This is a genomic window from Halolamina sp. C58 (assembly GCF_051195095.1).
GTDB lineage: Archaea > Halobacteriota > Halobacteria > Halobacteriales > Haloferacaceae > Halolamina.
Genome location: NZ_JBNTJY010000001.1, coordinates 1,135,952 through 1,158,388, shown reverse-complemented (window position 1 = coordinate 1,158,388; position 22,437 = coordinate 1,135,952). Strand labels below are relative to the sequence as shown.

The following is a 22,437-nucleotide window of genomic DNA, read 5'->3' as shown; positions in this document are numbered from 1 at the left end:
CCCTCGGCTACGCCCCCTCCCGGGAAGAGCGTTGCGCGAGCGTGGTGGAAGTGGTCCGCGCGTCGCCGGCCGGCCGTTCGTCGCTGTTGGCGGCCGCGTCGCGGAACGCGTCGAGCGTCGTCAGCACCGCCCGACCGCGGGCCGCGACACCGTCGTCGCCCGCGTTCTCCGCGGCGTCGACGGCGTGGCGGAGCCCGACCTCCCCGCCGTCGTCGACGAACGCCGCCGCGCCGTCGACGCTCTCGATCGCGGCCTCGGCGTCGGCGACGGTCCGTTCGGGCTCCGCATCGTCGGCGTCGTACTGTCGCTGCCTGCCGTCAGCGAGCCGCGCTAACGCTCGTGCGACGGCGTCCGGATCCGGCATGGCTGGCGTGGCCGCGCCATCACACTTGAGGATCGGGATGAGCCGGCACTCGGAGTAATCAGATAGCAGCGGCGCTGTGGCGCCCGTTGCGCCGTCGGCGCGTTCCGACGCGACCCGAAGCCTCATAAGAGTCAGCCGCTTACAGACTGCCAATGAGCGATACGGTTGACGACGTCGAACTCCCCTACGAGGAGACGGCGTCGCAACAGGAGAAGATCGAGTCCCTACGTGACCGCCTCGAGGATCTGGAGGACCAGAACGAGCAGATGCGGGACAGCCTGCTGGACGCCAACGCCGAGAACAACAAGTACCAGCAGAAGCTCGAACGGCTCTCCCACGAGAACGAGAAGCTCAAGCAGTCGCCGCTGTTCGTCGCGACGGTACAGGAGGTCAACGACGACGGCGTCGTGATCAAGCAGCACGGCAACAATCAGGAGGCGCTGACCGAGGTCACCGACGAGATGCGCGAGGAGATCGAGCCCGACGACCGCGTCGCGGTCAACAACTCCCTGTCGGTCGTCCAGAAGCTCACCCGCGAGACGGACGTGCGGGCCCGCGTGATGCAGATCGACCACTCGCCGGACGTGACCTACGGCGACATCGGCGGCCTGCAGGACCAGATGCGCGAGGTGCGTGAGACGGTCGAGCTCCCGCTTCAGCAGCCGGAGACGTTCGACACGGTGGGCATCCAGCCCCCGAGCGGGATCCTGCTCCACGGCCCGCCCGGGACGGGGAAGACGATGCTCGCGAAGGCCGTCGCGAACGAGACCGACGCGAGCTTCATCAAGATGGCCGGCTCCGAACTGGTCCACAAGTTCATCGGCGAGGGCGCCAAGCTCGTCCGCGACCTGTTCGAGGTCGCCCGCGAGAACGAGCCCGCCGTGATCTTCATCGACGAGATCGACGCGATCGCCTCGAAGCGGACGGACTCGAAGACCTCCGGCGACGCCGAGGTCCAGCGCACGATGATGCAGCTGCTCTCGGAGATGGACGGGTTCGACGAGCGCGGTGACATCCGCATCATCGCCGCCACGAACCGCTTCGACATGCTCGACGAGGCGATCCTCCGGCCCGGCCGCTTCGACCGCCTGATCGAGGTGCCCAAGCCCGACGTGGAGGGTCGCGAGCTCATCTTCCAGATTCACACTCGCGACATGAACGTCTCCGACGACGTGAACTTCGCCGAGCTCGCCGAGATGGCCGAGGACGCCTCCGGCGCCGACGTGAAGGCGATCTGTACGGAGGCCGGGATGTTCGCGATCCGGGACGACCGCACCGAGATCGAGAAGCGCGACTTCGTCGAGGCCTGGGAGAAGCTGCAGGGCAGCGACACGATGGAGACCGGCGACTCCCCCGCGTTCGCCTGATCGAGCCGGCTCGCTTTTCGTACTCTACTGTCCGCTCTTCGAACCGCCCCCTTTTTGCGGTCCGCTGCCGCTCGCGTCGCTATGATCGACGACCCGTCCATGTCCGAACAGCGCGAGGTTGCCGAGTTCCTCGCGGAGAACGAGATGACGGCCCCGCCGGCGTATCGCCTGCTCGATCTCGTCGCCGAGGTGGGCGAGGTGGCGGCCGACGCGGCGAAGTCGAGTGAGTACGGGGAGGATCCCGACTCGCTTTCGGTCCCTGACGACGAGCTCGGCGACGCGCTGTTCGCGTTGCTGGCGCTCGCCGAGGAGCTGGATACGGACGCCGGCGACGCGCTGGCAACGTCGCTCTCGAAGTACGAGGCGCGCATCGACGCCGACGGCGACGCCGGCTCGGGCGCCTAGAGCAGGACGAAGATCGCGGTCGGCACGCCGAACAACAGCACGGTCATGCCGGCCAGAATCAGCCCGTAACCGCCGAGGGCGCCCGCCAACGCGCGCCACGAGGGGTGTTCGATGTCCATACCCGATCCCGGGCGCGGCGGGACTTAGTTCCCCCGACCCGCGCTCAGCCGATGTAGCGCAGCTCCTCGTCGCCGCCCATGCCGCCACCGCCGCCCTCCTGCATCTGCTGGATCTTGCTGACGACCTCCTCCATCTCCTCGGCGCGCTTCTCCAGCGCGGCGAAGTCGACGCGGAACTCGAGCTGCTGCTCCAGCGTCTCCAGCACCGCCTGTGCGCTCTTGGGGTCGACGAGGTAGCCGCTGGTCTCGCCCATCAGGCAGGCCACGTCGAGGCCGCGCCGGCCGCCGAGACCGAGCAGCAGCCCCGAGACGCCGACGATCCCGCCGGCGGGCTCGTCGCCGCGGAACTCCACGCCCGCCTCGGCGAGGGAGTCGGTGAGCTCGCCGTCGCTGACGGCGCCGAGGACGTTGTGCTCCTCGATGAGCTCGCCCGTCGGGACGCCGCCCAGCGCGTACGCCTCCTCGACGCCGAACCCCTCGGCCACGTCGAGGAACGCCTCCGTGAGCTGGTAGTGACCCTTGTTGCTGCCGGCCTGGTGGTTCCCCGTGAGCACGAGCAGGTCGCGGTCGGTCGGGACGGTGCCGGGATCGTCCTCCTCGTCTTCGGCCTCGTCCGCCTCGGCCTCTTCCTCGCCGCCGTCGGCGAGCGCGTCGCCTTCGGGGTTCTCGTCGTCCGCCTCGTCGGCTTCGTCATCGTCGTCGTCCTCGTCCACGTCGGTCGGCGTCGGGGAGGAGAGATCGACCGCGTGGAAGGAGGCGTGGGTCAGCGAGGCGACGCCGTCGTCGTCGACGTCGACCTGTGGCGGGAACTCGTCGGCGTACACCCGGCGGACGAGCGTGCTCTCGAACTCCTCGAGCAGGTGCTCGGCGGCGAGCTTGCCGACGTGGCCGACGCCGGGCAGCCCCTCGACGAGCACGGGGTCGCGGAGCTCGGGGTCTGCGACCGTCTCGATATCGATGGGATCCATACCCGCGAATGGTCTCTCGGCGGGTAAAGGTACGTCGAAACCCTCAGTTCGTGTCGGGGCCCGCGTCGCGCGCCCGCCGGCGGTACTCGCCGTAGGGGTCCGCGGGGTCGAACGGCGCCGGGGCGGAGTTGACCGCCTCGGCGCCACACTCCGGACACGTCGAAGAAAGCGTGTAGACGGGGCGGTCGTGCCGGCCCGACCCGTCTGCTCGATCCGGGTCGTCCTCGGACCTCCACGCCGAGCAGACGCGGATGTCCGACTTGGTCATTCTTCGGGCTCGTTGCGTTCGCGGTGGTACTCGGCGGTGCCACCGCGCTCCTCGATCGCCGTCTCGGCGCGCGCCGCCGCGGCCTCGAGCTCGGCTTCGGCGGTCTTGTAGTCGGGCGCCTGCACCTCGATGCGGTACTCCGGCGCGCCGACGTAGGAGACTTCGAGTTCGACCTCCTCGGGGACCTCGTGGTCGCCGTCGCCTTCGGCGGCCCGCAGCGCCTCCTTCACGTCGTCGACGCCCTCGGGGCCGGGCGAACGGATGTCCACGTAGCCGGTGACGTTGACGTACGGCACCGAGACGTTCTCGCGGGCGGTCTGGACGACCGCCTGCGCGGCCTCGTCGTCGAGGCCCACGTCGTCGAGCGCCTCCATCCCGTGGACGGCGGCCTCCTCGAACGCCTCGTACAGCGAGTCGTACTCGGCGGTCAGCGCCTCGACCACGTCGTCGCGGTCGTGGTCCTCGCCGAACGCGAGCTCCATCCACTTGTCGGCCTTCTGCTGGTTCTTCCACTCCTGGATCGTCTGCTTGCGCTGGTGCTCGTTGACGTCCTTCAGCGAGAGGTCGACCTGTTGGGCCGACTCGTCGACTTCGAGCACCTTCGCGACGACCGTCCGGCCGACGCTGACGTGGTCGCGGACGTTCTTGATCCAGCCGGAGGCGACCTCCGAGACGTGGACGAGTCCGCGGTGCTCGTACCCCTCCATGTCGACGAACACGCCGAAGTCGGCGATCTCGTCGACGGTGCCGACGACGAGCTCACCCGGCTCGGGCCACTCGTTCCCCGCCATCAGGTGTTATCGCGCCTCGACGGTGTCGGCGACTTCGCCGTTGATCTCCGCCTTCCCGCCGGTAGGCGTCGCCAGCGTGGTGCCACAGACGGCGCAGTTGACCGTCGTGGCGGCCTTCTGGAAGACGACCTGCTCGTTCTCACAGTCCGGACAGACGACTTCGAGGAAGCTCCCCGTCATTCCTGGAACTCCAGGCGGCCGGTCCGCCACCCCTCTCGCATGTGCGCCTTGTTGCAGTCCGAGCAGATGTACTTCAGGTGGGTCTTCTTGGTCGGCTTGTTGCCGGCCGGCACCTTCGAGAACTTCCCGGAGTTCCCGATCGTCTTCTTGCCGCGCTTCTGCTGGCGGGCGGCCCACTTCATCCCGGTCTGGCGGCCGGATCGAACCTTCTCGACCTCGTGTTCGTGGTGGGCGTCACAGTGCGGACAGTACGTGTTCATGCGGCGTGGCATCTCCATGGATATTCGCCTCTTGGCGGCGAGTTCGGGAGGCGCAGTTAAAACCCGTTTGGTCTCGACCGACGGGGGAGCGAAGCGGTTAAGGAGCGAGTGGCCGAACCTCGGCCCATGAAGCAGCTCATCGTCCACGGCGACGCGGGGTTCCGACGCGACGACGTGATCGAGGTCGACGGGGAGGAGCTGGTCTGTTTCGGCGTGAACAAACAGGGCGACTGGCACGGGCCGGACGAGCCCCAGATGTGGTGCACGGTCGGCACCGAAGACGAACGCGAGACGTACGACAAGCGGCAGTACGTTCCCAACTGGCTCGACACCGAGAGCGTCGACGCCGAGGACGTCGAGATCGTGAGCGAGAAGAACCCGCTGAACGTCTAGGTCACTCCTTCTCTCGGTCGCCGCATCACGCCGGAAGCTCCGCGGCCGTCACCTCGTACACCACCACGTCGCCGTGGGTGAACACGGGCTCGTAGCCCGGCCGGTCGGAGAAGTTCACCAGCGCGTCGCCGTAGCGGTTCCGCTCGGCGCTGCCGACCCAGACGTAGTCCACGTCGTGCTCGCGGATCACCGACGCGGCGTCGCCGGGCGTCCCCGTGTAGAGCGCGTCCACGGCGTCGACGCGGGCGTAGTACGACTCGCTCCCGCGGTAGCCGACTTCGTGAGCCCAGCCGACCACCGTGGGCACGCCCGTCAGGCTGGACGCGATCGCGGAGTTCCAGTTGTACATCCCGGGCGTGCCGCCCTGTGCGGGCGCCGAAACGATCACCGTCTCCCCGTCGGCGTTCCGGTCGAGCCAGTCGACCGCCGCGAGCTCGTCGTCCTCGTACCACGACGGCATCTCGGTCGCGTCGAGCGTCGGATCGCTCGCGCCGGCGAAGTGGCCCGAGAGCGCGAACCCGCCGTACAGCGAGGTAGAGATCACGAGCAGCGCGACGAACGCCGGAATCACGACCCCCCGGCCCACCGCGGGACGCTCCGCGCGCTGGGCCGCTCGTTTCGCGCCTCCCAGCAGCCCGGCGACCGCTGCGCCGGCGCCGACGCTCCACAGCACCCAGACCTGCATGTACGTTTTGAACACTGTGTTCATCCGGAGGGGCCCGGCCTGCTCGCTGACGTAGACGAACTCCACGATCGTCACCAGCCCCGCGCCGGCGACGATCAACACCGTCTCGTAGCCCGCGTCGCGGAACCGCAGCACCGCCCAGCCGACGACCAGCAGCGGGAGCGTGAACGCCAGCACGTCGAGCGGGAGCGTGATCGCGACGGCTGCGACGCCGAGCACGCCGGTCACCAGCGGCAGTCGCTGGTCGCCGCCCAGCCGCGAGAGGAGGAACAGCCCGAACACGAGCAGGAACGCGCCGTGGACGGCGAACAGTTCGAGGATCCCGCTCCGGGCCGCCGCGGGGAGGAGCGCGATCGTGCGCTCGCTCCCGCCGGTCATCGTCCGCGTCAGGAACGGGAGCGCCAGCACGCCCGCGACCGCGACGAGCCCGCCGACGACGCCGAGCGGGACGAACAGCCGTTCGAGTTCGGCGAGCGCACGACCCGCGCCGTCGCCGAACGAGTCAGCCACTCGTCGCCGTCGTTTGCGAACGCGCTCGGCCGCCCCGTCGGGCAGGAGCGCGGTCGGATCGGCCGGGGCGAGTGCCAGCGCGAGGTAGGTGACGCCGAAGATCGAGGGGAAGCTCCAGGTGCTCGTGACGATCTGGAAGAACCCCAGCAGGGGGACGATCGCGAGCAATCCCAGCCGTCGGCGGCGCTCCTCGGCCGGCGTCAGGTAGAGCGCGAACCCCAGCGCCGCCGCGAGCAGGAGGAACGGGGTGCCCATCATGTGGGCGTGCATGTCGCCGTTGAGCCACGCGAACAGCGGGAACTCGTTGATCGTCGGGAACGTGTTACCGTCGACGGTGTCGGTGATCACACGACTGGCGTTCCAGTAGCTGAACCCCTCACCTGACAGCGGGAGCGCCTCGATTCCGGGCGCGAGCGATTCGCGCAGTCCCGACGGGAGGACGCCGAGGAGGAGGCGGCCGATCGTCGCGAAGTTGCTCGCGAAGCCGACGAAAAACGCCGCGAACGCGCCGCCGACGCCGGGGGTCCAGTCGCGCTCGGCCGCGACGTTCGCGGCGAGGTCGTACGCCGCGGTCACGAGCATCGCGTAGAACCCCGCGAGCGCGAGGTTGTACGCGAGTTCGGGCGCGCTGCCCGTCAGGACGGTCAGGATCGCGGCGACCAAGTGGCCGCCGTAGTAGTACTGTACCGGCTCGCCCGCGAACCAGAAGTCCTCCGGCGGCAGCGTTCCCGAACGGAGCAGCGTCCGGAGCATCCCGTAGTCGAGATACTTCTCGCCGCCGGCGGCGTGGACTGCGGGGTCGACGCTGCGGATCGCGAGCAAGAACAGGAACGCCGCGACGAACACGACCGCGGTCTCGGCGACTGCGCGGCGGTCGATGCCGATCCCCTCGGCGAGACGGACCTCCCGCTCCCGAAGCGCCTCTCGGTCGAGGCCGAGGACGACGGCGACGCCGACGAGGACGGCCAGCCCGACGGCGACCGTCAGCGGACCGAAGGAGAGCTTCCCGAGCCAGTACACCGGGAGCCAGATCGTCACCAGCGCGACCGGGAGCGCGAACCCCGCTCCGTTGCTCCGGAACCGGGCGAACAGCCGGGCCGCCGCCGGGTAGCCGAGCGCGGCCAACCCCCCGAAGACGGCCAGCCAGACGAGCACGGCGAGGTACTGCATTGCCGGAAGCCGCGGCCCCGACCCGGAAACCCCTTTCGGGTAGCGGTGGACGGGACACAACCGACCCCTCTGAGTCGGTCGTTTCTGGGGAAAATGACTGACTCAGCGGTTCTCGGCCGAGAATTGTGACGGTTATCGAACTGCCCCGTGGTTCGCTATTCGGAAAATAATCTTCTCTCATCCAGAAATTGTCGCGGGGTCTTGCGTAACGTTCATAGGTGCGACAGACCGATGTATGCCCACGAGGCTACGAATGGCTACACTCGAAATCAACAACCTACACGCCGAAGTCGCCGAGAACGGAGAGCGAATCCTCCGCGGGGTCGACCTCGAGGTCGAGTCCGGGGAGATCCACGCGCTGATGGGCCCGAACGGCTCGGGTAAGTCCACGACCGCCAAGGTAATCGCGGGCCACCCGGCCTACGAGGTAACCGAGGGCGAGATCAACCTCCACCTCGACGCCGAGGACGTCGAGGACGTCGACGCCGACGAGGCGGACATGTCGTGGGACCTGCTCGACCTCGAACCCAACGAGCGGGCCGCGCTGGGGATCTTCCTCGCGTTCCAGTACCCCGCCGAGATCGAGGGGGTCACGATGACTAACTTCCTCCGACAGGCGCTCAACGCCAAGCTCGAGGAGCGCGAGGAGCTCTTCGAGGACGAAGACGAGGAAGAGGCCGAGGACGACGAGGAGGAGGGGTACGAGACCTCCCCGATGGAGGGCCCCGCCGACGAGGGCGAGATCGGCGTCGCCGAGTTCCAGCAGATCCTGAGCGAGAAGATGGAGCTGCTGGACATGGACGAGTCGTTCGCGCAGCGCTACCTCAACGCCGGCTTCTCCGGCGGCGAGAAGAAGCAGAACGAGGTGCTGCAGGCGGCGATCCTCGAGCCCTCGATCGCGGTGCTCGACGAGATCGACTCCGGGCTCGACATCGACCGGCTCAGCGACGTGGCACAGGGCATCGAACGACTGCGTGACGAACAGGGCACCGGCGTCCTGCAGATCACCCACTACCAGCGCATCCTCGACTACGTGGAGCCCGACCGGGTCCACGTGATGCTCGACGGCGAGGTCGTCATGGACGGCGACGCCGAGCTCGCCGAGAAGCTCGAGGAGGAGGGGTACGACTGGGTGCGCGAGCAGGTCTACGAGACGGCTTAAATCATGAGTTCAGACCAGGACCACCTACAACAGACCGACACCGAGGAGCGCTTCGACTTCAAGAAGGACTCCGAGGCCGCCTACGCGGCGGAGAAAGGGCTGACCGAGGAGACGATCCACGCGATCTCCGACGACAAGGACGAGCCCGACTGGATGCGCGAGCGCCGGCTGCGCGCGCTCAAGCAGTTCCAGGCGATGCCGATGCCGACCGACTGGCCGGGCCAGCCCGACCTCAGCGAGGTCGACATCGACGAGATCGTCCCGTACATCCGTCCGGACATCGAGACCCGCGGCGGCGTCGACGACTGGACCGACCTCCCCGACGACATCAAGGACACGTTCGACAAGCTGGGCATCCCCGAGGCCGAGAAGAACGCGCTCTCGGGCGTCGGCGCCCAGTACGAGTCGGAGGTCGTCTACCAGAACATGCTCGAGCGCTGGGAGGAGAAGGGCGTCGTGTTCATGAACATGGACCAGGCCGTCCAGGAGCACCCCGAGCTCGTCAAGGAGCACTTCATGACGGACTGTGTCCCCCCGAGCGACAACAAGTTCGCCGCGCTGCACGGCGCCATCTGGTCGGGCGGCTCGTTCGTCTACGTCCCCGAGGACGTGACCGTCGACATGCCCGTCCAAGCGTACTTCCGGATGAACTCCGAGGGGATGGGCCAGTTCGAGCACACGCTCATCATCGCCGAGGAGGGCTCGGAGGTTCACTACATCGAGGGCTGTTCCGCCCCGAAGTACTCCGCGTTCAACCTCCACTCCGGCGGCGTCGAGGTGTACGTCGGCGAGAACGCCCACGTGCAGTACTCGACCGTCCAGAACTGGTCGAAGAACACGTACAACCTCAACACGAAGCGCGCCCTCGTCGAGCAGGACGGGCGCATGGAGTGGATCTCGGGCTCGATGGGCTCGAAGGCCACGATGCTCTACCCGTCGACGGTCCTCAAGGGCCGCGGCGCCAGCGACAACCACATCACCATCGCCTTCGCGGGCGAGGGGCAGGACATCGACACCGGCGCGAAGGTGTACCACAACGCGCCGGAGACGAAGTCCACCATCGAGTCGAAGTCGATCAGCAAGGACGGCGGCCGCACGAACTACCGCGGGCTCGTCCACATCGCCGACGGCGCCGAGAACTCCTCGACGGCCGTCGAGTGTGACGCGCTGATGTTCGACAACGAGTCGACCTCCGACACGATGCCGTACATGGAGATCAACGAGTCGAAGGTCGACGTGGCCCACGAGGCGACGGTGGGGAAGATCGGCGACGAGGACATCTTCTACCTCCAGACTCGCGGGCTCGACGACGACGACGCCAAGCAGATGATCGTGAGCGGCTTCATCGAGCCGATCACGGAGGAGCTCCCCATCGAGTACGCCGTGGAGCTGAACCGACTGGTCGAACTCGAGATGGAGGGGAGCCTCGGATAATGAGCGCGACACTCAAACAGGGTCTCACCGCGGACACCGTCCGCGAACTCTCCGAGGCCCGCGACGAGCCCGAGTGGCTGCTCGAACGCCGCCTCGACGCGCTCGATGCGCTCGACGACCTGGAGCTGCCGGACGTGATCCAGACGCCCGGCCGTCGGTGGACGAACCTCACCGACCTCCAGTTCGACAGTCTGGTCGATCCGCTGAACCAGTCCGACGAGACCGAGCGCGTCACCGCCGAGGGCGTCGAAGTGCTCGACTTCGAGACGGCTCTCGCCGAGCACGAGGAGCTCGTCCGCGAGGAGTTCGGGTCGACGCTCGACCCGCAGAGCAACTACCTCACCGCGCTGTCGGCCGCGCTGTTCACCACCGGCACGCTGATCTACGTCCCCGAGGGCGTCGACGCCGAGGACGTGAAGATCCGGACGGAGATGCGCTCCCGATCGCTGTTCAGCCACACGCTCGTGGTGACCGAGGAGAGCGCCTCCGTCACGATCCTCGAAGCGATCGACGACGAGGGGCCGACCGAGGACGACGAGGGTCGCTACTTCAGCAACCTCGTCGAGATCTCGGCCGGCGCGAACTCGAACGTCCAGTTCGGCTCGCTGCAGGACCTCTCCGAGGACGCCTACTGCTACACGCTCAAACACGGCGCGGCGGGCGACGACGCCACGGTCGACTGGATCGAGGGGAACTTCGGTACCCAGATCACCCGCTCCGACGTCGAGACCGAGCTGAACGGCGAGGGCAGCGAGTCCCAGATCGTCGGCGCGTTCTTCGGCCACGAGGACCAGCACTTCGACATCAACGCCCGCGTCTGGCACAACGCCGAGCACACGACCGCGGACCTCGTGACCCGCGGCGTGCTCGACGACACCGCACGCTCCGTCTACGAGGGTGTGCAGGACGTGGGCCGCGACGCGTGGGACACCTCCTCCTACCAGCGCGAGAACACCCTGATGCTCTCAGACGAGAGCGAGGCCGACGCCTCGCCGAAGCTGATCATCAAGAACCACGACACCGAGGCCAGCCACTCCGCGACGGTCGGGCAGGTCGACCAGCAGGACCTGTTCTACATGACCTCCCGCGGGATCGACGGACTGCAGGCCCGGAACATGCTCGTCGAGGGGTTCTTCGTCCCCGTCCTCGAGGAGATCGCCGTCGAGGAGTTCCGCGACGACGTGCAGGAGCTCGTGCAGGAGCGCCTGAACTAACGCACGCGTCGTTTTCCGTTATTTTCCGCCGCCGACAGTGGCGTCTCTGCCGTGAGCGTTCCAGCCGGCGACAGCTTTACGGTGCTGTGTAAAGAAGACTTTACTGTAAAGGACGCTTTCCACGGCGTCGGTGAGCAGCATGAACGAGACAGGAAACGTACTGGAGACGCGGCAGAAGTACCGGAGTTGGATGAACAGCGCCATGGGTGCGGGGATCGCCCTCGGTGCTGCCCTGCTGATCGCGGGCGGCCTGCTGGAGCGGGATCTGCTCGTGGTCGGCGGCGTCGCCGTCTACTGGCTCGGCATCCTGAGTTACGGCGTGATCAGGTGGCGCGCGCCGGTCGAGGTCCGGGACGAGCGCGAGGCCCGGATCAGTCGGGAGGCGTCCGAGCTCGCGCTGAACGTGCTCGCGATCGCCCTGATCCTCTCGGCGCCGACGGTGACGGTGCTGACGGTGACTGGGGTGTACGTCGTCCCCGAGTTCTACTGGGGGATGGTGACGACGCTGGCGCTGGTCGGGATGGTCGTGGGCGTCGCCAACTGGTACGTGGAGCGACAGCGATCGTGAACAACGATCTGCCCGAACGCCGCGACGAGCGCGGAATGAGTCAGGCCGACCTCGCCGCGGCCGTCGGCGTCTCCCGACAGACGATCAACGCGATCGAGCGCGACCGTTACGATCCGTCGCTCGAGCTCGCGTTCGATCTGGCCGCGGAGTTCGACTGCCGGATCGAGGAGATCTTCGACCCTAACTGAACATCTTCTCGCGGCTGATCTGCAGCCTGAGGAACGCCGGGATTGCGACCAGCGCCAGCAGGATCTCCGCGCCGCCGGCGAACGCGAACGCGGCGGGGTAGCCGAAGTCGTCGGCGATCAGCCCGCCGCCGACGACGCCGGCGAGGAAGCCGAGGCTGCCGGCGATGTTGAACCCACCCAGCGCGACGCCGCGCTCCCCCGTCGGAGCGAGATCGACGACCAGCGCCATCGTCGCCGGCGCCATCAGCGCGCCGAGCACCCCGACGGCGACCATCCCGAACTGGACCGCCAGCAGCGCGTCGCCCCGCGCGGGGAACGCACCCTCCGCGGCGCCGATCCCGAGCACGACGATCCCGTAGAACGCCGAGCCGGCGACGATCGGCGCGGTGCGGCCGAAGCGATCGGAGAGCCGGCCGAAGGGGTACTGCAGGAGGCCGAAGGGGGCGAAGAAGAGTGCGAGTGTGATCCCGGTCTCGGCGGGCGAGAGCTCGAAGGCGGTCCGGAAGTAGACGGTGCCGACCAGCGCGAAGAAGCCCGCAGTCATGCGGTCGGCGAACCCGAACGCGAACGGTACCGCCAGCGAGGGGGTGCGACGAAGCGCCCCCAGCGCCTCGCGGACGCCCTCGTGCTCGCCGGTGGGCGCGTGGTCCGACACCACCAGCGTCGCCGCGCCGACGAGCGTCAGCAGCCCCGCGCCGGTCCAGAGCGGCACGAACGGCCCGATCGAGTAGAGCTGGCCGCCCAGCGGCGCGCCGAGCGCCGTCCCGAGGCCGATCGCGATCCCGGCGGCGCCCATGTTCCGGCCGTTCCCCTCGCCCAAATCGGCGAGCATCGACATCGCCAGCGAGAACGCGCCCACGGTGGCCGCGCCCTGCAGGAACCGCACGACGAGCACGAGCCACATCGCCGGCTCGGTGGGCCCGAGCAGCCCGAGCGCGCCGTACCCCAGCGCGCCCAGCACGGCCCCGGCGGCGACGAAGGGGATCCGTCGCCCGACGGTGTCGCTCGCGGCGCCCCAGACGCCGGCGGCGAGCGCGAACGCGGCGAACTCCGCGGCGAGGAACCACGTGCTCGCGTCGAGGTAGTTCCCGCTGCCCAGCCCCATCGCGGCGACGAGCCGGTCGACGCCGGGGTACAGCAGCGTCTGGGAGAGCATCACCGCCCAGACGACGAGGGCGAGCGCGGTCCGGTCGCGGGAGGACACGGGCACCCGTTGGAACTCCGACGGCTTCGGCGTTCCGGGTTCGGTCGGCGGTCGGGGACCCGTCGAAGGGCCGGGCTTAAGTCCCTCCCTCACGGAGTCGGGGACGATGAGGACGGTATCGGTCGCCAACCGGCGGTGGTCGCCGTGAGCGTCGACCAGCAGGTCGACTCGGACCACCAGCTCGCCCGACTCCTCCAGATCGGCGTGGTGCTGGAGGAAGTCGTCGAAGCGCGCGCGTATCGACACTACCAGAGCCTCGCGGAGGAGGACCGCGACCTCGAAGCCGACGTGGAGGCGCTGCTCGAGGACGCCGCCGAGGAGTCGGCCCGCCACCGCGAGCAGCTGGAGGAGCTGGTGGACGCCCTCGACGCGGACTCGATCCCCTTCGAGGACGTCGAGACGCTGGTCGAGGCTCGCTACGGCCGCACCAAGCCCGAGGATTTCGACGGCGTACTGTACGACCAACTCTGCAACGAGGAGACGGCCTACAAGTTCTACGACGACCTGATCGACGCCATCGAGGCCAGCGACGCCGCGTTCACGCTCGACCGCGACCGCGTGCTCTCCGTGCTGACGGCGATCCGCGACGACGAGGCCGAGGGCGTCGAAGAAGTTACCCGGATCATGGAGGCTCGCGAATGAACACGGCCAATCAGTACCTGAAAGCCATCTACCTGGTCCAGCGCATGGACGACGGCCCCGCGGCGACGGGCCGTGTCGCCGACTCGCTCGACGTGAGCCCCGCCAGCGCCAACGAGATGATCGGCAAGCTGGAGGATCGCGGGCTCGCCGAACACGAGAAGTACAAGGGCGTCTCGCTCACCGACGAGGGGATCGCCCGCGCCGAGAGCGCGCTCCAGACGTACTGCATCATCGAGCGCTTCCTCGCGAACGTCCTCGGTGTCGAGGAGTTCCGCGAGGAGGCCAAGGAGCTGGAGCCCGTCATCGACGAGACGGTCGCCGAGCGGCTCGACACCATCATCGATCGCGAGGACCAGTGCCCGGACTGCTTCGACGCCGAGGCCGACGCCTGCTGCTACTTGGCGGGGACGTGCGAGGAAGCGTCTGACTGAGGACCCGCGATTTCTTCACGGAGAGGGGAACCATCCCCGAAGATGGACGACACAGAGCTGTCTCCCAACAGAGCGGGCGCCGTCAGCGAGCAGGTCGTCGCGGCTCGACTGCTCCGAGCGGGATTCAACGTCTCGGAACCACGAGTTCCGTGTCAGTACGACGTGATCGTGGACCTTGACGGCGAACTCACCAAGACCCAGATCAAGCGCGGCTTCGCGGACAGTCGTCCCGAGACCCTCCGCGTGAACATGATGGGGTCGATCCACGACGGCGGGACGAGCTATGAGAGCGTAACGTACGACTCCGCACACGTCGACGCCTTCGCAGTCCACGACCCGATCAACGAGGAGGTGTACTGGCTCTGGTTCGACGAGGCGCCGACGACTGAACTAAGAAGAAAGTATAATTCCCTTCTAGCACATACGATCGACCGCAAGCTCTAGTCTCGTGGTGTAGTGGCCAATCATCTGGGCCTTTGGAGCCCAGGACGGCGGTTCGAATCCGCCCGGGACTACTAAACTTTCTGATAATTAGCTAGTAGCGCGGAGTCGGTCACTGTCCGTCAGTTGACCGCCTTCGAGAGCTCCGCGCCCGCCTTGAACTTCACGTCGTTCGACGCCGCGTCGGCGTCGACGAGGTGGAGAATCGGCGCGTCGAGCGCCGTGACGACGCAGGCCGGGTAGATGCCGGGGTCCTGGTCGTCGCAGTCACCGCCGCCGTCGGCGAGCGCCGCCCGGGACTGGACCGCCCAGTAGCTGTGTCCCTCGGCCGGGCACGCCGACCGAACGTTCGTCGGCAGGATGTCGCCGTCGTCGTCGGGGTCGTACGCCCGGCGGAGGACGATGTCCCCGTACTTCGCCCGGCCGGGCCGCTTGCGGCGCGCGGCGAGGGCCTCCAGATCCGTCCCCCCGTTCTCGATGTCGGACTGTGTGACGCCCGCGAGGACGGCCGGGCCGTCGGCGACCAGTAGGGTCGCGCTGTCCTCGTAGAGCGCGCCGTCGTCGAGCAGCCAGCCGCCCGCGTAGAGGTACTGATCGTCGTGGCGGAGCCGCCGGACGTAGAGCAGCGCCGGCATCGGCGACGGGCAGTCCGGCGGCGTCGCGAGCACCGGACAAACGAACGTCGCGGAGGCCGCGACCCCGCCCTGGGTTCGCTCGTCACCCCAGGAACGGAGCGTCGTCGGCGCGTCGACGGTGCCGTCGACCGACACCCGCAGCAGCTCCCGGCTCTCTTCGACGGCCGGGCACGCCCCCGTGACGACGACGCTACCCTCCTCGGCGGTCGCGAAGACGTGGCGCCGTTTCTCGGTCTCCTCGGCCAGCGTCGCCGTGAGGAGGTTCCGACAAGCGAGGTCGCGGTGGATCTCCACGGGGCCGTCGATCTCCCCGCAGCGACCGCTCCCCTGCTCGCCGATTAGGTAGTCGAGCACCCGCCGCGGCGTGAGTTCGTCCGCCAGCGCGGGGCCGTCGTTCGGCAGCCGGGCGTCGGGGAGGCTGACGACGAACCGCTCGCCGATCGTCCCGTCGCCGTCGAGGTAGGCGTAGAGGGCCTCGGTGCCGTCCCCGAGGCCGTCGCCGTCGCTGTCGAGGTCGCCGCCGATGAGCTTCAGGTCCCCGTCGACGATTCCTCGGGCTTCCCGGAGCGAACTCGCCGCTTCCTCCCACTCGCCGGCGTCGACGGCGTCGCGGGCCGACCGCCCGATGTCGCGTCGCCCGTCGGCGTGCTCCCGGACGGTCACACAGACCTCCGAGCCACAGCGATCCAGCGTCCCCCTGACTTCGGTGACCGCCTCGACGAAGCTGTCGAGGGAGGCCGTCGCTTCGGCGGCCGACCGGGCGTCGACGGCCGCGATGGCCGAGTCGAGGTGGATCGAGAGCGCCCGCTCCATGTCCAGTACCGTCGCGAGGGTTCTCGCGGCGTCGTCGTAGCCGTCGCCGTCGAGGTCGGGTACCCAGACCAACCGGGTTCTGTTCGACCGCGAGGAGTTGTGGTTCTGGGCCCCCGTGGTCGTGCTGGTGATCCAGCCGTCGAGGTCGACGCGCTGGCCGCGAGCCCGGAGCCCCGCCGGCACGTAGCGGACCTCGGTCGTGCCGCTCGGGAGGTGCTGGCGCTCCCCGTCCGACTGATCGGCCCAGAGAGCCGGGTCGCCGCTGTAGAACCCGGCCGGCGACGCCGAGGTGGTTCCCAGCGCCGCGTCGGCGGCGCGGTTCAACACGCCGTCGATGGCGGTACAGCCGGCCAGCCCCGACAGTGCGACCGCTCCGCTCGCTGCGAGGACGCGGCGACGCGTCGTGTGGAGGGTGCTCTGGGGGCTGTCCGCTGTCCCGGTGGTCGGCTGGCTGTTCGCGTCCATCGGTAGCTGGTACGTCGGCAACGTATATAGGGTAGTACGCTCCTACTCCCGGGATACTGGCAGTAGTGGGCTCAAAAGCCCCGTTTTCGGGATACGGGGCGGCGTCGGGGCGTCGCTGCCCCCGCACTCGCCGCGAGCCCCGCGGTAACACTCGCGTCAGCGCGCACTCAAGTCCCTCCGGCGCCTACGTGGAGGTATGGCTACACCACCGCCCACCCCGGGCATCCACCACGTCACCTGTGTCGCCGGCGACCCCCAGCGAAACATGGATTTCTGGGCCGAGACGCTCGGCCTCCGGCTCGTGAAGCGGTCGATCAATCAGGACGACCCGAGCACGTACCACTTCTTCTTCGGCGACGCCGAGGGGACGCCGGGGACGAGCATGACGTTCTTCCCGTGGGAGGACCTGCCGCAGGGGAAGATCGGCTCCGGGCAGGTCTCCCGGGTCGGGTTCCGCGTCCCCGAGGGGAGCCTCGACTACTGGGAGGAGCGCTTCGACGAGTTCGGCGTCGACTACGACGATCGCGTCGAACGCTTCGGCGAGACCGTCCTGCCGTTCCGCGATCCCGACGGGCTCCCCGTCGAACTGGTCGAGACCGAGATCGGCGACGACGACCCGACGACTGCGTGGACCGAGTTCGTTCCCGAGGACGCTGCGATCCGCGGCTTCCACTCGGTAACGCTGTGGCTCGCCGACCCCGACCCGACCGAGGAGCTGCTGGAGACGATGGGGTTCGACCGCGTCGGCACCGAGCAGGCCGAGGGCGACACGCCCGGCGACGAACGCACCCGCTTCGCCGCCGCGGGCCCCGTCGGGAAGTACGTCGACGTGCTCCCGACCATTCAGGGCGGCCGCAACGGCCACGGAACCGTCCACCACGTCGCGTTCCAGACGCCGACCGACGAGGATCAGGAAGCGATGCGGAAGGCGGTCCGCTCGCGCGGGCTCAACCCCACCGCACAGATCGACCGGCACTGGTTCCGCTCGGTGTACTTCCGTGAGCACGCCGGCGTGCTGTTCGAGCTCGCGACCAACGGTCCCGGCTACGACAGCGACGAGCCGCTGGACGATCTCGGCGGCCGACTCGTCCTCCCCGGGAAGTTCGAGGGTCGCCGCGAGGAGATCGAGGCCGGCCTCCCCGACGTGACGGTTCCCGGTCCCGAGCCCGTCGACGCCGACGACTGAGGCGGTCCCCGCCGGCCTCGTGGGCCCGTCGACGTTCGTGACACTCTGTTCCGGCTAGCTGTGGCTGTCGACCGACGACCTTTGAAGAATATTTTTCTTCAATAGCTATTCTTGTCTGCTCTTTCGGTACTATTTTCACTCTACGAGGGCGATTAGACTCCACGATGCCGAACCGAACCGCTTCGTTCGCGTGGGGAGCGATCCTGTTCGTGCTGATGGCGCTGGCGATCCCGTGGTTCCTCTGGGGGAACTCGACCGTCGTCGCCGGCCTCCCGGTCTGGCTCTGGTGGCATATCGGCTGGATGGGGCTCGCGTCGGCCGCCTTCGCCGTGTTCACCCAGCGCGGCTGGGGGCTCTGGATGGGGAGGTGGTCGGCGTGATCCTCCAGTCCGCGGTGGCGATCCAGATCGGGATCGTCGTCGCCTACCTCCTGCTCGCGCTGGGGGTCGGCCTCGTAGCCTACCGCCTCACCGACCGCACCGCCGAGGACTACTACCTCGCCTCCCGGACGCTCGGGACGGTGGTGTTGCTGTTCACCACGTTCGCCACCCTCCTGTCGGCGTTCACGTTCTTCGCCGGGCCGAACATCGCCTTCGCCTACGGGCCGGAGTGGATCCTCGTGATGGGGCTGATGGACGGGGTGATCTTCGGCGTGCTCTGGTACGTCGTCGGCTACAAGCAGTGGCTCGTCGGCCGGGAGCACGGCTACGTCACGCTGGGCGAGATGCTGGGCGACCGGTTCGGCTCGCCGCTGCTGCGCGGGCTCGTCGCCGCCGTCTCGCTGTTCTGGCTGTTCCCGTACGTGATGCTCCAGCAGGTCGGTGCCGGCGGCGCGCTGTCGGCGCTGACGAACGGCGCGGTTCCCTACTGGGCCGGCGTGGGGCTGATCACCGCGTTCATGATCGTCTACGTCGTCCTGTCGGGGATGCGCGGCGTCGCGTGGACGGACACGCTGCAGGGGCTGTTCATGCTCACGATGGTGTGGGCGGCGTTCGTCTGGGTGCTCGCCGGCGTCGGCGGGATCGGCGCCGCAACCGACGCGCTGGCGTCGTCGAACCCCGAGTTCCTCTCGCTGGGTGACGGCTCGGCCGCGCCGTCGCTGCTCGGCGGCGGCGCCTACTCGCTACCGTGGATGCTCTCGCAGGCGATCGGGATCGCGTTCGGCGTCGCGATGTTCCCGCAGGTGAACCAACGGTTCTTCGTCGCCGACTCCGAGAGAGTGCTGAAGCGGACGATGACGCTGTGGCCGATCGTCGTGCTCCTCCTGTTCGTCCCGGCGTTCATGCTCGGCGCGTGGGCCGCGGGGCTGGGCGTCCCGATGCCCGAGAGCGGCAACATCCTCCCGGGCCTGCTCGCCGAGTACACGCCGACGTGGTTCGCGGCGCTGGTCGTCGCGGGCGCGATGGCCGCGATGATGTCCTCCTCGGACTCGATGCTGCTGTCGGGCTCGTCGTACTTCACTCGCGACCTCTACCGGCCGTTCGTGAACGCCGACGCCAGCGAGCGCCGCGAGGACCTGATCGCCCGGATCGGCGTCGCCGTCTTCGCGACGCTCGCGTTCCTCGCGAGCCTGTTCAATCCGCCGTCGCTGTTCGTGATCGGCGACACCGCGTTCGGCGGGTTCGCCCAGCTCGCGCCGCCGGTGATCGTCGCGCTCTACTGGTCGCGAACGACGCGCTGGGGGATGTTCGCGGGGATCCTCGGCAGCCAGCTGTTTTACGCGGTCACGACGTTCACGCCGCCGGCCGGCGAGACGACGACCGTCTGGGGCGTCGTCGTTCCGGGCGTGATCGAGACGTTCGCGGGCTGGTCGTCGTCGGTGGTCGGAATGGCCGTCGGCCTCGCCCTTGTCGTCGGCGTCTCCCTCGTCACCGACGCCGCGGTCGCCGAGCAGCCCTCGGTGCTGGCTGGGCCGACGGACGACTGAGCGTCGGGGTCAGTCCCGCCGCCACGCCTCCCGCAGGAAGACGAGGACGCCGCCGAGCATCGCGAGGTTCCCGAAGAAGGCGAGGCGCTCGCCGCTGCCGTCCTCCTCGGTCCAGAAGTCGTGCATCGTCGGCGTCACCACCGCGAGGAAGGTCGCGGCCGCGCCGGTCGCGAGCCGCGGGAACCGCCAGAGCGCGATCCCCAGCCCGCCGAACAGCATCGTCCCGGAGCCCAGCGGCGCCATCGTCTCGGGCATCGGCACGCCCGCCGACTCGGCGTACTCGACGCTGTCCTCCATATCCCGGAAGTCCTCGCTGGCCTGCAGCGCGAGGCCGAGCCCGAGCGCGATACGACCCAGCCGCGAGAGCGATCGGTCGTCGTCGGTCATACGGCCACGTTTCGCCGGAAGCGTCAAAAGCGTGACTGCCCCGCCGACGCGCCGGCGTGGACTCGCCGCGGGATGCGGAAAACGGTAAGCAATGAAGCACATCCGAACGTTCATTTTATTTGACGACAAAATCCGGAACGTATGGTAAACGCTACCATCGACGTGATCCACCGTGGCGGGCTGAAATGTGACCTCAACTACTTGATCCAGGGGAACACGCTCGGGAGCCACGACGAGCCCAACCCCGACACCGACTACGAGGAGATCCCGGTGTGGAACCTCGTGATCGACCACCCCGAGGCGACGATCCTCTGGGACACGGGCAACCACGAGGACGCGCTCGACGGCCACTGGCCGAAGGGACTGAAACAGGCGTTCTACCCCCACGACGTGCGGGAGCACACGCTCGAGAGCGACCTCGCGGACGCGGGGTACAGCCTCGACGACATCGACGCCGTGTTCCAGACCCACCTGCATCTGGACCACGCCGGCGGGCTCCACCACTTCGACGGGACGGACGTGCCGATCTACGTCCACGAGAAGGAGCTCAAGTTCGCGTACTACTCCGAGAAAACCGACAAGGGCAGCAGCGCGTACATTCTGGAGGACTTCGACCACGACCTGAACTGGCAGGTCATCCATCAGGACCGCGAGAGCCACTTCGAGGACGTGGAGTTCATCCGGCTCCCCGGCCACACGCCCGGGCTCACGGGGACGATGATCCACCTCGACGACCACGGGACGATCGTGTTCGCGGGCGACGAGATCTATCAGGACGTGAACTACGAGGACGAGGTGCCGCTGGGCGCCGGCCTGCTCTGGGGGAACCAGGAGTGGTTCGAGAGCCTCCAGACGCTGAAGGAACTGGAACGCTACCACGACGCCGAGGTCGTGTACGGCCACGACCCCGACCAGTTCGAGGAGATCCGTTCGGGGTGGTCCTGAGTGGGCTACCAGCGCTCCGTTTCGGCCGACAGCCACGAGCTCTCGCCGGAGACGGTCTGGCACATCGACATGCCGGAGATCCGGTTCGGCCGGGACGCCACCGACGAGCTCGCGTTCCAACTCCGCGACCTCGGCGTCGAGGGCGCGGCCCGCGGCCTCGTGATCACCGACGAGGGGATCGCCGACGCGGGCCACGCCGACCGCGTCGTCGCCCACCTCGAGGACGCCGGGCTCGACGTGGACCTCTACGCCGACAGCGAACGCGAGCCCTCGATCGGGGCGATCGAGGACTGCCTCGCGTTCGTCCGAGACAACACCGACGACGGCTACGACTTCTACGTCGGCCTCGGCGGCGGGAGCTGCATGGACACCGCGAAGGCGACGCGGGCGATCGTCGCCAACGGCGGCAGCCCGCTCGACTACATCGCCGAACCCACCGGCGACGGGCAGCGCCTCACGGAGTCCGGGCCGCCGCTCGTCCTCCTCCCGACGACCGCCGGCACCGGCGCCGAGATCTCGCCGGTCGCGATCCTCTCGGTGCCCGAGAAGGAGATCAAGGAGGCGATCTCCAGCAACCACGTCCGGGCCGACGCCGCCGTGCTCGACCCCACGCTGACGACGACGCTCCCGCCGGAGCTCACCGCCCGGACGGCGATGGACGCGCTCGGCCACGCGATCGAGGGGTACACCACCCACGAGCACGACTCGCTGCTGCGCGCGGAGGATCCGGCCAAACGCCCCGTCTACGCCGGGCGCACACCGCTGACCGAGATGTTCTCCGAGAAGGCGATCCGGCTGCTCTCCGGGAGCGTCCGCACCGCGGTCCACAACGGCGACGACCTCGACGCCCGCGAGGACATGCTGCTGGGCGCGCTGTTCGGCGCCATCTCCGGGCTCACCGCCGGCGCGAGCCTCTGTCACGCGATGGCGTACCCAGTCGGCAACAAGTACCACACGTACCACGGCGAGACGATCGCCGTGCTCACCCCCGCGAGCACGATCGACTACAACGCCGCGAGCGACCCCGGCCGGTTCGCGGAGGTCGCGGAGATCTTCGGCGTCGACACCGCGGGGATGACCGACCGCGCGGCCGCCGACGCGCTCAAACGGGAGTACATCCAGCTCCAGCGGGACCTGAACGTCCTCCCCAGCGGGCTGAACGAGCTCGCGGGGATCACCGAGGACGAGGTGGACTGGCTGGCCCAGCAGACCGTCGACACGCAGGAACGGCTGCTGCGGTGCAACCCCCGGCCGGTGACGAAGGAGGACGTGGCGGACGTGTTCCGCGACGCGCTGCACAACTGGGAGGAGTGAC

The 22,437-nt window shown here is 68.5% G+C and carries 27 protein-coding genes and 1 tRNA gene; 17 read left to right on the top strand and 11 right to left on the bottom strand.

What is annotated here, in order from left to right:
- Window positions 1-7: 7 nt before the first annotated feature.
- Window positions 8-364, bottom strand: a complete 357-nt coding sequence (locus ACQUSM_RS06110) for a hypothetical protein (protein ID WP_435116774.1) — start codon at window positions 362-364, stop codon at window positions 8-10.
- 152 nt (window positions 365-516) lie between these two features.
- Between ACQUSM_RS06110 and pan1 the strand changes: the two genes are divergently transcribed.
- Entirely contained in the window at window positions 517-1,731 is a 1,215-nt protein-coding gene (gene pan1 / locus ACQUSM_RS06105) for a proteasome-activating nucleotidase Pan1 (RefSeq protein WP_435116772.1), read from the top strand.
- Window positions 1,732-1,830: 99 nt separating this feature from the next.
- Entirely contained in the window at window positions 1,831-2,136 is a 306-nt protein-coding gene (locus ACQUSM_RS06100; protein WP_435118298.1) for a MazG nucleotide pyrophosphohydrolase domain-containing protein, read from the top strand.
- Here the strand turns inward: ACQUSM_RS06100 and ACQUSM_RS06095 are convergent.
- The 6 genes from ACQUSM_RS06095 to ACQUSM_RS06070 are packed head-to-tail and all read right to left on the bottom strand — an operon-like array spanning window position 2,133 to window position 4,740.
- Entirely contained in the window at window positions 2,133-2,255 is a 123-nt protein-coding gene (locus ACQUSM_RS06095; RefSeq protein ID WP_435116770.1) for a hypothetical protein, read from the bottom strand. The genes ACQUSM_RS06100 and ACQUSM_RS06095 overlap by 4 nt on opposite strands.
- A gap of 44 nt (window positions 2,256-2,299) precedes the next feature.
- On the bottom strand, window positions 2,300-3,223 hold the full coding sequence (locus ACQUSM_RS06090; protein ID WP_435116768.1) for a PAC2 family protein: 924 nt from the start codon (window positions 3,221-3,223) through the stop codon (window positions 2,300-2,302).
- A gap of 43 nt (window positions 3,224-3,266) precedes the next feature.
- Complete coding sequence (locus ACQUSM_RS06085; RefSeq protein WP_435116765.1) at window positions 3,267-3,491, bottom strand: RNA-protein complex protein Nop10; 225 nt, start codon at window positions 3,489-3,491, stop codon at window positions 3,267-3,269.
- A complete protein-coding gene (locus ACQUSM_RS06080; RefSeq protein WP_435116763.1) occupies window positions 3,488-4,282 on the bottom strand; it encodes a translation initiation factor IF-2 subunit alpha in 795 nt (264 codons plus the stop codon). The genes ACQUSM_RS06085 and ACQUSM_RS06080 overlap by 4 nt, the downstream gene beginning before the upstream one ends.
- Before the next feature lie 6 nt (window positions 4,283-4,288).
- Window positions 4,289-4,462, bottom strand: coding sequence for a 30S ribosomal protein S27e (locus tag ACQUSM_RS06075; protein WP_435116761.1), 174 nt, complete (start codon window positions 4,460-4,462; stop codon window positions 4,289-4,291).
- Window positions 4,459-4,740, bottom strand: coding sequence for a 50S ribosomal protein L44e (locus ACQUSM_RS06070; protein ID WP_435116759.1), 282 nt, complete (start codon window positions 4,738-4,740; stop codon window positions 4,459-4,461). Before ACQUSM_RS06070 ends, ACQUSM_RS06075 begins: the two co-directional genes overlap by 4 nt.
- Window positions 4,741-4,848: 108 nt before the next feature.
- Here ACQUSM_RS06070 and ACQUSM_RS06065 point away from each other — a divergent pair, with 108 nt between their 5' ends.
- Window positions 4,849-5,115 carry an HAH_0734 family protein gene (locus ACQUSM_RS06065; RefSeq protein ID WP_435116757.1) on the top strand — a complete coding sequence of 89 codons (267 nt, stop codon included), beginning with the start codon at window positions 4,849-4,851 and terminating at the stop codon, window positions 5,113-5,115.
- 25 nt (window positions 5,116-5,140) lie between these two features.
- On the opposite strand, the gene ACQUSM_RS06060 is transcribed toward ACQUSM_RS06065, so the two are convergent.
- Window positions 5,141-7,480 carry a DUF2298 domain-containing protein gene (locus tag ACQUSM_RS06060; RefSeq protein ID WP_435116755.1) on the bottom strand — a complete coding sequence of 780 codons (2,340 nt, stop codon included), beginning with the start codon at window positions 7,478-7,480 and terminating at the stop codon, window positions 5,141-5,143.
- 253 nt (window positions 7,481-7,733) lie between these two features.
- Here ACQUSM_RS06060 and ACQUSM_RS06055 point away from each other — a divergent pair, with 253 nt between their 5' ends.
- The 5 genes from ACQUSM_RS06055 to ACQUSM_RS06035 all read left to right on the top strand — a co-directional run bounded on the left by ACQUSM_RS06055 (window position 7,734) and on the right by ACQUSM_RS06035 (window position 12,046).
- Window positions 7,734-8,642, top strand: coding sequence for an ABC transporter ATP-binding protein (locus ACQUSM_RS06055; protein WP_435116753.1), 909 nt, complete (start codon window positions 7,734-7,736; stop codon window positions 8,640-8,642).
- 3 nt (window positions 8,643-8,645) lie between these two features.
- Window positions 8,646-10,076 carry a Fe-S cluster assembly protein SufB gene (sufB, locus tag ACQUSM_RS06050; RefSeq protein ID WP_435116751.1) on the top strand — a complete coding sequence of 477 codons (1,431 nt, stop codon included), beginning with the start codon at window positions 8,646-8,648 and terminating at the stop codon, window positions 10,074-10,076.
- A complete protein-coding gene (gene sufD / locus ACQUSM_RS06045; protein WP_435116749.1) occupies window positions 10,076-11,290 on the top strand; it encodes a Fe-S cluster assembly protein SufD in 1,215 nt (404 codons plus the stop codon). Before sufB ends, sufD begins: the two co-directional genes overlap by 1 nt.
- A 139-nt stretch (window positions 11,291-11,429) precedes the next feature.
- Window positions 11,430-11,858 carry a DUF2178 domain-containing protein gene (locus ACQUSM_RS06040; protein ID WP_435116747.1) on the top strand — a complete coding sequence of 143 codons (429 nt, stop codon included), beginning with the start codon at window positions 11,430-11,432 and terminating at the stop codon, window positions 11,856-11,858.
- Window positions 11,855-12,046 carry a helix-turn-helix transcriptional regulator gene (locus ACQUSM_RS06035; RefSeq protein WP_435116745.1) on the top strand — a complete coding sequence of 64 codons (192 nt, stop codon included), beginning with the start codon at window positions 11,855-11,857 and terminating at the stop codon, window positions 12,044-12,046. Before ACQUSM_RS06040 ends, ACQUSM_RS06035 begins: the two co-directional genes overlap by 4 nt.
- On the opposite strand, the gene ACQUSM_RS06030 is transcribed toward ACQUSM_RS06035, so the two are convergent.
- A complete protein-coding gene (locus tag ACQUSM_RS06030; protein ID WP_435116743.1) occupies window positions 12,039-13,250 on the bottom strand; it encodes an MFS transporter in 1,212 nt (403 codons plus the stop codon). The two genes, ACQUSM_RS06035 and ACQUSM_RS06030, sit on opposite strands and share 8 nt — an antisense overlap.
- A gap of 144 nt (window positions 13,251-13,394) precedes the next feature.
- On the opposite strand from ACQUSM_RS06030, the gene ACQUSM_RS06025 reads away from it, so the two are divergent.
- From ACQUSM_RS06025 to ACQUSM_RS06010, 4 genes are all read left to right on the top strand, one after another.
- Entirely contained in the window at window positions 13,395-13,892 is a 498-nt protein-coding gene (locus ACQUSM_RS06025) for a ferritin family protein (protein WP_053949318.1), read from the top strand.
- Complete coding sequence (locus ACQUSM_RS06020; RefSeq protein WP_435116741.1) at window positions 13,889-14,323, top strand: metal-dependent transcriptional regulator; 435 nt, start codon at window positions 13,889-13,891, stop codon at window positions 14,321-14,323. Before ACQUSM_RS06025 ends, ACQUSM_RS06020 begins: the two co-directional genes overlap by 4 nt.
- A gap of 42 nt (window positions 14,324-14,365) precedes the next feature.
- A complete protein-coding gene (locus ACQUSM_RS06015; RefSeq protein WP_435116739.1) occupies window positions 14,366-14,767 on the top strand; it encodes a group I intron-associated PD-(D/E)XK endonuclease in 402 nt (133 codons plus the stop codon).
- Window positions 14,766-14,838: transfer RNA gene (locus ACQUSM_RS06010), tRNA-Gln, on the top strand. Before ACQUSM_RS06015 ends, ACQUSM_RS06010 begins: the two co-directional genes overlap by 2 nt.
- Before the next feature lie 48 nt (window positions 14,839-14,886).
- Here ACQUSM_RS06010 and ACQUSM_RS06005 read toward each other — a convergent pair.
- Window positions 14,887-16,677 (bottom strand): hypothetical protein, encoded by a 1,791-nt coding sequence (locus ACQUSM_RS06005; RefSeq protein WP_435116737.1) that lies wholly within the window; start codon window positions 16,675-16,677, stop codon window positions 14,887-14,889.
- A gap of 196 nt (window positions 16,678-16,873) precedes the next feature.
- Here ACQUSM_RS06005 and ACQUSM_RS06000 point away from each other — a divergent pair, with 196 nt between their 5' ends.
- The 3 genes from ACQUSM_RS06000 to ACQUSM_RS05990 all read left to right on the top strand — a co-directional run bounded on the left by ACQUSM_RS06000 (window position 16,874) and on the right by ACQUSM_RS05990 (window position 19,790).
- A complete protein-coding gene (locus ACQUSM_RS06000; RefSeq protein WP_435116735.1) occupies window positions 16,874-17,863 on the top strand; it encodes a ring-cleaving dioxygenase in 990 nt (329 codons plus the stop codon).
- A gap of 164 nt (window positions 17,864-18,027) precedes the next feature.
- A complete protein-coding gene (locus ACQUSM_RS05995; RefSeq protein WP_435116733.1) occupies window positions 18,028-18,243 on the top strand; it encodes a DUF3311 domain-containing protein in 216 nt (71 codons plus the stop codon).
- The gene (locus ACQUSM_RS05990) at window positions 18,231-19,790 is read left to right on the top strand and encodes a sodium:solute symporter family protein (protein ID WP_435116731.1); all 1,560 of its coding nucleotides are present in this window, start codon (window positions 18,231-18,233) and stop codon (window positions 19,788-19,790) included. Before ACQUSM_RS05995 ends, ACQUSM_RS05990 begins: the two co-directional genes overlap by 13 nt.
- Window positions 19,791-19,799: 9 nt before the next feature.
- Here the strand turns inward: ACQUSM_RS05990 and ACQUSM_RS05985 are convergent, their stop codons facing one another.
- On the bottom strand, window positions 19,800-20,177 hold the full coding sequence (locus ACQUSM_RS05985) for a DoxX family protein (RefSeq protein WP_379731279.1): 378 nt from the start codon (window positions 20,175-20,177) through the stop codon (window positions 19,800-19,802).
- A 141-nt stretch (window positions 20,178-20,318) separates the two neighbouring features.
- Here ACQUSM_RS05985 and ACQUSM_RS05980 point away from each other — a divergent pair, with 141 nt between their 5' ends.
- A complete protein-coding gene (locus ACQUSM_RS05980; protein WP_435116729.1) occupies window positions 20,319-21,122 on the top strand; it encodes an N-acyl homoserine lactonase family protein in 804 nt (267 codons plus the stop codon).
- The gene (locus ACQUSM_RS05975; RefSeq protein ID WP_435116727.1) at window positions 21,123-22,436 is read left to right on the top strand and encodes a hydroxyacid-oxoacid transhydrogenase; all 1,314 of its coding nucleotides are present in this window, start codon (window positions 21,123-21,125) and stop codon (window positions 22,434-22,436) included.
- Window position 22,437 lies beyond the last annotated feature (1 nt).